This is a genomic window from Achromobacter sp. D7-1 (genome assembly GCF_059760445.1).
Genome location: NZ_JCBAMT010000172.1, coordinates 1 through 747, shown reverse-complemented (window position 1 = coordinate 747; position 747 = coordinate 1). Strand labels below are relative to the sequence as shown.

1 protein-coding gene and 1 pseudogene are annotated in these 747 nt (G+C 70.5%); both read right to left on the bottom strand.

The genetic code is table 11. The annotated features are described in order from the left end of the window. A partial coding sequence (locus tag AC6LKD_RS32630; RefSeq protein ID WP_498118544.1) for an electron transfer flavoprotein subunit alpha/FixB family protein occupies positions 1 to 614 on the bottom strand: 614 nt, incomplete at its 3' end. A gap of 2 nt (positions 615 to 616) precedes the next feature. Beyond that, a pseudogene (locus AC6LKD_RS32625) lies at positions 617 to 747 on the bottom strand (electron transfer flavoprotein subunit beta/FixA family protein); the annotation flags it as partial.

Here is a 747-nt window from a genome sequence, read left to right as displayed (position 1 = left end):
CCCAGGCCGCGGCCGCCGGAGACGACGACGCGCGCGCCGGCCAGTTCCGGACGGTCGCTCTTGGCGACTTCGCGGCCCACGAAGGTGGACAGGCCCGAATCGGCGACGGCGGCGATTTCTTCCACTGCGGCGGAACCGCCTTGCGCGGCCACGGCGTCAAAGCCGGTGGTGCGCACGGTGATGACCTTGACGGCGTCGGCCGACTGCACCGTGGCAATCGCGTTGCCGGCGTAGATCGGGCGCTGGAAGGTGTCGGCGGATTCCACGCCGATGATGTCGGAGATCTGCGCCACGTCCAGCTTGGCAGCCACGCGCGGGGCCACGTTCTTGCCCGAGGCGGTCGCCGGGAACAGGATGTGGCTGTAGCCCGAAGCCACCGCCAGCACCTGGGCGGCGACGTTCTCGGCCAGGCCGTCGGCCAGTTGCGGCGCGTCGGCCAGCAGGACCTTGGAGACGCCTGCGGCGGCAGCGGCCTGGTCGGCCACGGCGCGCGCGTTGGCGCCGGCGACCAGCACGTGCACGTCGCCTCCGATCTTGGCGGCGGCGGCGACGGCGTTCAGGGTTGCGCCCTTGAGCTGGGCGTTATCGTGTTCGGCAATAACCAGCGTCGTCATGTTCAGACCACCTTCGCTTCGTTCTTGAGTTTGTCCACCAGGGCCGCGACATCGGCCACCTTGATGCCGGCCTTGCGGGCGGGCGGCTCGCTGACCTTCAGCGTCTTCAGGCGCGGCGCGGCGTCCACACCCA